The following is a 5,881-nucleotide window of genomic DNA, read 5'->3' on the forward strand; positions in this document are numbered from 1 at the left end:
AGGGTGTCAACAAGGAATATTACAAATTGTTAACCGAGTCTTGAAAGCCTTGTGCTACAAAGGTTTGAAATGTTAAGAAAGATGTGACTAAAGGACAGCGGGGGGAGCTGACAGTTTTTAACACCTAACTACTTAAGCGGCTCTTCTGGTTTCTGTGTGGAAACGAGGTCTATACTGATAGAATATCCGCAAAATAGCCCTAAAAGTCTTGCCCAATAATCATTTCACGACTCCATAAGCAAAAATTATCACACAAAGTCGAGAAGAGCCCTTAAGCTTGTTGGTAGTGAGGATCAATTGCGATTAATTTATTAACAGTTTGATAGAATTCCTGTTGATAAAATTCCCGTCGATTGCTGTCGAGATCATTAACTAATTGTTCTTGACAGTAGCGACGATATTCCATTAAACTAATTTTTTCCATAGCTATAATAGCATCTTTGATCTGTTCTTCTGGCTGCAAAATTTCCTGACTGGTATGTTCATTTAAGTGAAATAAAGAATTAAAATCACGGTTTTTGTCTGTGGTTATCATCAATAAATGATTCTGTAAAGCTGACATCAAATCTCTTGGTTTAGTAATTTGGGTTTCTAACTCTAGAATTACTTGCCATAACCAACGATAATCCGGGAGATTAAAAATTAAATCTTTTTCATCCAAAGATTCTAAAATTATTTCCCGATATTCAGGATAATGGAGATAGATTAATAATAATAACCATTCGGCTTTTTCCGAGCTATTTTTTTCGGATTTATCTAAAATATTTTTCCTCTTGATTGCCAGAGATTTTCCTTGAGGTTTATTAACCTGCTTTGAGAGATTTTTTAAAATATAAGGCAAACGAGTGGCATCTTTTTGAGCCAAAATTTCAGCACAATAATCTAGATAAAAAGTGCGTTGATTGCTATCGATTAACTTTTGCAGTAAACTCACCATACTATTGGCTACTTGTTGAAAATGTAGTCCCTGTTTTAAATCTTTATTAACCAACATTTGCGAGATTTGCCAATCAATCCAAAAAGGAGATTTTTCGATTAGTTCTCGATAACTATTCACCCCGTCAGCACGAGATTTAAGAAATTCATCGGCATCTTTACCATCGGGAAGATTGAGGATTTTTAGGTTAACTTGTCCCGAATAAACTAGGGAGTTAATTTCCTCGATCGCCCTTTGTGTCGCTTTAATTCCCGCTTGATCAGCATCAAAATTAAAGATTATTTGTTTATTTTCACTGTAGCGCAAAAGTAATTTAATTTGCTCTTGACTTAAAGCTGTTCCTAAACAGGCAACCACATTAGTAATACCAGTAGCATGGAGAGCGATTGCGTCAAAATAACCCTCGACAACTATCGCTAAATCTTGCTGAATAATTGCCTGTTTAGCTCGATCGAGAGCAAAGAGAGTTTTTCCCTTTTCAAATAGAGGAGTATCGGGAGAATTTAGATACTTTGGCTGCTCATTACCTAAAGTGCGACTACCAAAAGCGATCGCTCGTCCTTGACTATCAAAAATAGGAATCATTAAACGATCTCGAAATTGATCGTAATAACCACTACCATTTTGACGCGCTTTAATTAATCCCGCTTGTTCCACTAAAGCCACAGGATAGCGCTTTTGTTCCACTAAATAACGATAGAGAGTTTCCCAACCTTCCGGAGAATATCCCAGTTGAAAAGCTGCGATAGTTTCCGCGGTTAGTTGTCGTTGTACCTTGAGATAATCTAACGCTTTTTCCCCTTGAGGTTGACTAAGGGCGTGTTGATAAAAACTCACCGCCACGGCCATTATTTCGTATAATTGTTCCTTGAGGGATAATTTCTGTTCTAATTCCTGACGCTGTTCTACTGCCAGAGTTTTAATCGGGATTTGATACCTTCTAGCGAGATCGAAAACCACCTCACTAAAAGATTGTTTTCCCACTTCCATAAGAAATTTAATCCCGTTTCCCCCCGCACCACAGCCAAAACAGTAATACATTTGTTTGGCAGGACTAACCGTAAAACTGGGGGATTTTTCCTCGTGAAAAGGACATAAACCAACGTATTCCCGTCCCCTTTTTTTGAGGACGACTCTCTCGGAAATTAAATCCACAATATCAATTCTTTGTTTAACTTCTTCGATCGTGTCCGGATGTAGTCGCGGTGTATCCATAATCAGTTATCAGCAGTCAGGAGTCAGATGTGAGTTTTAAGTGAGCAGTATATATTAAGTGAGCAGTATTAAAGCTGATCACTGAAAAATCTCCCCAACACCTACCACCCCCACTAAGGCCCTTTTTGACTCCTGGAAATTCGCACCCATAAGTAATAAGAAAGGACTTGACTTTGGCGGCGGCTTGTGCTATGCTCTTCTAATAATGGGAATCCGTGCAAATTTTTACGAGTTCAAATATTCCCATTATGAATAAAATCTTTTAAAAATATTATCTCAAAATCTCCCGACAAAAGCCAGCAAAATTTCGCCCATAATTGTTAAGTTTTGTTAAAAATGCAGAGACCGGCAGGGAAAGAACTGATTACTGATCACTGATCACTGAAAAACTTCCCCACTGCGATGGCTGCATTTTGTCCTCCGAAACCGAAACTAAGACAGAGACAATTGTGCAGGGAAAAATTAACAGCCGATCTAGTTAAATTTAACTGAAAAGGCGACTCGCGCACACCGACACAGGGGGGAATTAGCTGATTTTTCAGGGCCATTAAACAAAAAGCCACGCCTAATGCCCCCGAAGCCCCTAAAGTGTGTCCTGTTGCCCCTTTTGTCGAGCTTACAGCCACTTGCGAGCCAAAAATGCTGGCGATCAGGTTTGCCTCCCGTTCATCGTTTAAACGCGTGCTAGTGCCGTGGGCGTGAATGTAATTAATTTCATCTTTTCTTAATTGACTTCTGTGCAAACATAGTTCTATGGCTTTGGTAGCACTACGATTATTCACCGCCGGGGCGCTGACATGATCGGCATCGCAGGTAAAACCATAGCCCAAAATTTGCCCGTAGATGGGGGCATTTCTGCTTAAAGCCAGTTCTTCGGATTCAAGGACGAAAATCGCCCCAGCTTCGCCCAAAACCAAGCCCTCCCTAGCTCTATCAAAAGGATAACAGCCCGTTTTCGCCAAAGCTCCCATCTGTTCAAATCCCACCAAAGTTAAGGGAGTGATCGGGGTTTCGAGCGCCCCGGCTAAAACTCGATCGCATTCTCCCATAGTAATTAATTCTACAGCCTGTGCGAGCGACCAGATGCCCGTGGCACAGGCCGCCATGGGTGCTAACACTGGGGCGCCGGTTTCTATCAATCTAGCGGTCAATACCGAGGCGCGATCGGGTAAACTATCTAACCAGTTTTCTACTATTCCCGTCGCTGCCATCCGTTCCCATAAACCCTGACAACCGCGACTAGAACCGATAGTGACACCACAATCCTTTAAGGGAGGGGTTAATTGAGCGTCTTCAAGGGCAGCAATCAGGGCAATTTTGGTTAAATCCTCTAAAAATGCCGGTTTGTGACCGATTAAACCCAAGGGTAAAGCGGGTAAATCAGAAAAGGGTTGTTGCCTAGTTATACCAGTTTTGCCCTCTAGTAATCTTTGCCAACTCTGACTTAAATTTCCCAGAGAACTGATCAACCCAATTCCCGTCACCACAACATTCATTTATCAGTTATCAGGTATCAGTTATCAGTTATCAGTTATCAGTTATCAGTTATCAGCTATCAGCTATCAGCTATCAGTTATCAGCTATCAGTTATCAGCTATCGGAATATTAAATGATTGGGCGGGTGACGGCGAACATTAAATTATTGTCGCCCGGTCCCACCCTAACCGATCGCTATTTTTTCAGGTTTTCTGCACCGGAAACAACCTTGGCCGAGTCAATTTTATCCCCTTGTTTAATCGTATCGATCACTTCCATTCCCTCAGTTACATAACCAAAAACGGCATAATCACCATCGAGGAAATTGATATCCGACAGGGCAAAATAAAACTGAGAAGAAGCGGAATTAGGTTGTTGAGAACGGGCCATTGCGATTGCACCGCGTTTATGGGGTAAAGCGACGATGGGAGTGCGGGCCGTGGCCTGTTGACCGATTGCTTGCCCATAAATCGGCTCTTTTTCGTCTTTGAGGAGAATTTCCAGGGGAACATAACGGGATTGCTTGGTTTTCGGATCGACAAAACCACCAGTTCCGCGACCTTGGGGATCACCCCCTTGGGCGACAAAAGGCTGCGGTTCTGTAACCACGCGATGGAAAGTTAAACCATTATAAAAACCTCTCTCCACCAGATCCACAAAGTTACCGGCAGTAATTGGGGCCGCATTGCCATCAATTTCGATCGTTACCGGTTTACCTTTGATGATCATCTCGACCACGGCAGTTCCATCTAAGCGGGGTTTGTAATTATCCATAGAATTATCGGGGGTGGAGTTAGCTTCTGGGGAAGAACAGCCGAAAAGTGTCGTCGTTGTGATCAAAAAAAGACAAACTACAGACAGCCAGCCAGATTTTCTTATCTTCATCATTATTTTATAGCCAAAAAGATCGAAAAAAGGCCTACAATCCCTCTAGAGGAATTTCCAGAAAACGAGCGAGTTCCGCTCCTTGATTTTCCAATTCCGAGAGGGACATCGGATCGCCGACGCGAGTTAAAGGGATATCGCGACGCTGTTTAATCCGCAGGAATAGTTCCCGTTTCGGGTTGAGTCCTTCTCGCACTTCGGCCCGCACAGCTTGCACATCTTCGAGAGGCCAATCGAGATCAATGCGACGATTTTTGCCAGGGTAGCCCCAACGAAAGATTTTAACTTTGCCAGTTTCCTTGTTAAACTCGTTGTAACCACCTCCGACATTCCAGAGGAGAGATAACCAGAGATAGATGGCTAAAAGAGTCCCCGCAGTACCGTAAAAGAGGAGGGCGACTCCTTGGGGAATAAATTGTAAGGAACTGGTATCGCTAACGAGAAGTAGATTGACCTTCAAATAACTGGAAAGACCGGCGAGGAGAAACCCTAGACCGCCAATAGAGACGATTACAGCCCAAAAATAGTTACTAGGGCGACGCGCTCCCACTACTTCTTGCCGTAGGATCAGGCTATCTTTACTTGTTGTTTGCGCTTTCATGAATTCTTTTTAAGGTTGCCTAGAGTTATTTTACCAGCTTTTTTTCTCGCCACTTCCCCAACCCCGATCCAGGGTGTTGATTGGGAGCGGAATGCCGCCAAAATCACTCATACACTTTTTCTCTGATTAAGATCAAGGGTACTCTGTACCGGCGATTGCCTTCCAGAAAAGTTATCGAAAATTTAGTTGGTTAATGCTTCGATTTCTCTCATTGCTTGATCAATTCCTTCTTTAACTTTGCTCAATCCAGTTAAAAAGTATTGCCAATGACCGTGTTTGCCGTCGGTATTAATGGCATTACACCAGGGTTTAGCCGCTGCTTCCTTCACTTCCCTCAGTTCGTCCCATCCTTTAGTTTCTAAAATTAAATAGTTAGATTTAGCTGTCTTCAGACGGATAATAAAGTCTGGGAATAGTAAACCCTAAGCGTTCATTTTTAACAAAGGCTGCAGTGGCGGGATGATTGTCAATAATATAGGCGGCTGCCTGTTCCCATTGATCGGTATCAGCCACCACGTGGCAGGCGCTCGCTTTTCAAAAATATGCCAATTTGTCACTAAGACTTTACCCCGTCTCAGTTTGTCCATCAGGTGAGAAGGTACGAGGTCACGGGTGCGATACAAAGAAGCTTCGCCGTTGTCGGGGTTGAGTTCCTGTAACCCACATTCCGCACCCTAAGTGTCACAACGTCTCAAAAGAGGAAGATGCCTGAGTCAAAATACTTATCTAGAGGAGTGAGTTGGCGGCAAGCTGCCACCAACTAAGCC

General features: G+C 42.8%; 6 protein-coding genes. All 6 read right to left on the reverse strand.

Annotation, left to right across the window (positions count from 1 at the left end; genetic code table 11):
- Positions 1-271 precede the first annotated feature (271 nt).
- The 6 genes from dnaG to PX482_RS04475 all read right to left on the reverse strand — a co-directional run bounded on the left by dnaG (position 272) and on the right by PX482_RS04475 (position 5,627).
- Positions 272-2,152 carry a DNA primase gene (gene dnaG / locus PX482_RS04450; RefSeq protein ID WP_288057642.1) on the reverse strand — a complete coding sequence of 627 codons (1,881 nt, stop codon included), beginning with the start codon at positions 2,150-2,152 and terminating at the stop codon, positions 272-274.
- A 371-nt stretch (positions 2,153-2,523) separates the two neighbouring features.
- Complete coding sequence (locus tag PX482_RS04455; RefSeq protein ID WP_002761024.1) at positions 2,524-3,648, reverse strand: beta-ketoacyl-ACP synthase; 1,125 nt, start codon at positions 3,646-3,648, stop codon at positions 2,524-2,526.
- A gap of 175 nt (positions 3,649-3,823) precedes the next feature.
- Positions 3,824-4,516: a peptidylprolyl isomerase gene (locus tag PX482_RS04460; RefSeq protein WP_002761022.1), complete on the reverse strand. Its 693-nt coding sequence runs from the start codon at positions 4,514-4,516 to the stop codon at positions 3,824-3,826.
- A 31-nt stretch (positions 4,517-4,547) separates the two neighbouring features.
- Positions 4,548-5,114 (reverse strand): photosystem I assembly protein Ycf4, encoded by a 567-nt coding sequence (locus PX482_RS04465; RefSeq protein WP_002761019.1) that lies wholly within the window; start codon positions 5,112-5,114, stop codon positions 4,548-4,550.
- A gap of 182 nt (positions 5,115-5,296) precedes the next feature.
- On the reverse strand, positions 5,297-5,443 hold the full coding sequence (locus PX482_RS04470) for a hypothetical protein (RefSeq protein WP_002761017.1): 147 nt from the start codon (positions 5,441-5,443) through the stop codon (positions 5,297-5,299).
- Positions 5,444-5,492: 49 nt separating this feature from the next.
- Positions 5,493-5,627, reverse strand: a complete 135-nt coding sequence (locus PX482_RS04475; RefSeq protein ID WP_288026949.1) for a hypothetical protein — start codon at positions 5,625-5,627, stop codon at positions 5,493-5,495.
- Between the last annotated feature and the right edge of the window lie 254 nt (positions 5,628-5,881).

The organism is Microcystis sp. M53602_WE12 (assembly GCF_030065455.1).
Taxonomy (GTDB): Bacteria; Cyanobacteriota; Cyanobacteriia; order Cyanobacteriales; family Microcystaceae; genus Microcystis; species Microcystis aeruginosa.

What these genes read in the sequence shown, in the direction of transcription:
- dnaG (WP_288057642.1), bottom strand. Translation starts at nt 2,152, where the DNA reads ATGGATACACCGCGACTACATCCGGACACGATCGAAGAAGTTAAACAA.
- PX482_RS04455 (WP_002761024.1), bottom strand. Translation starts at nt 3,648, where the DNA reads ATGAATGTTGTGGTGACGGGAATTGGGTTGATCAGTTCTCTGGGAAAT.
- PX482_RS04460 (WP_002761022.1), bottom strand. Translation starts at nt 4,516, where the DNA reads ATGATGAAGATAAGAAAATCTGGCTGGCTGTCTGTAGTTTGTCTTTTT.
- PX482_RS04465 (WP_002761019.1), bottom strand. Translation starts at nt 5,114, where the DNA reads ATGAAAGCGCAAACAACAAGTAAAGATAGCCTGATCCTACGGCAAGAA.